Consider the following 567-nt stretch of genomic DNA (forward strand, 5'->3'; position numbering starts at 1 on the left):
AACTTTCCTGCTGGCAATCAGTCGGCCGGTCGGTTTCCATTGTTATATGGTTGTGCTTGACGCCGCACACCGCTGTGCTGCTGCGCAAACCACATGAAAGCGGGATAATTATCGAGTCAGGATAATACGTCTTATACGGTGCTCCACATAAGACGTAATCCTCGGTCAGCGATTCGCCGTCGAACGGGGCATTGCCCTGGTCGTCGGCAAGTCGGTCGAGCATGTCGCGCGCGAGGGCGCAGCCGGTGCCGGCAGACGGCACGCTGGCGCCGATCGCCTCGCGCACGACCAGCTGCTTGCCGTGTGCCTCGGCGAATTCGTCGAGATAGTGGCCCGCGACGCCGGGGAACCCGATGCGCTTGAGCGGCCGGACCGGGATTTGGACGAGCGCGAATCGTTCGATCAGCGTGTCGAACAGCCGCAGTTCGTGCGCGGCGACATATTATGCGGCTAACATTATTATACCGGAATTTTTCCGATCGCGGGCCACTGGCCGGAAAATAAGCGATTCCAGTCAATATAAAAATTCCAACATCACGAAAAGATGGGCGCGTATGCGCAGGCAGC

The 567-nt window shown here is 58.4% G+C and carries 1 pseudogene; it reads right to left on the minus strand.

The annotated features are described in order from the left end of the window. Nucleotides 1–286: pseudogene (locus IEX50_RS17760) on the minus strand (hypothetical protein); the annotation flags it as partial. Nucleotides 287–567 lie beyond the last annotated feature (281 nt).

It is taken from the genome of Sphingomonas prati, from assembly GCF_014643515.1.
Taxonomy (GTDB): domain Bacteria; phylum Pseudomonadota; class Alphaproteobacteria; order Sphingomonadales; family Sphingomonadaceae; genus Sphingomonas_R; species Sphingomonas_R prati.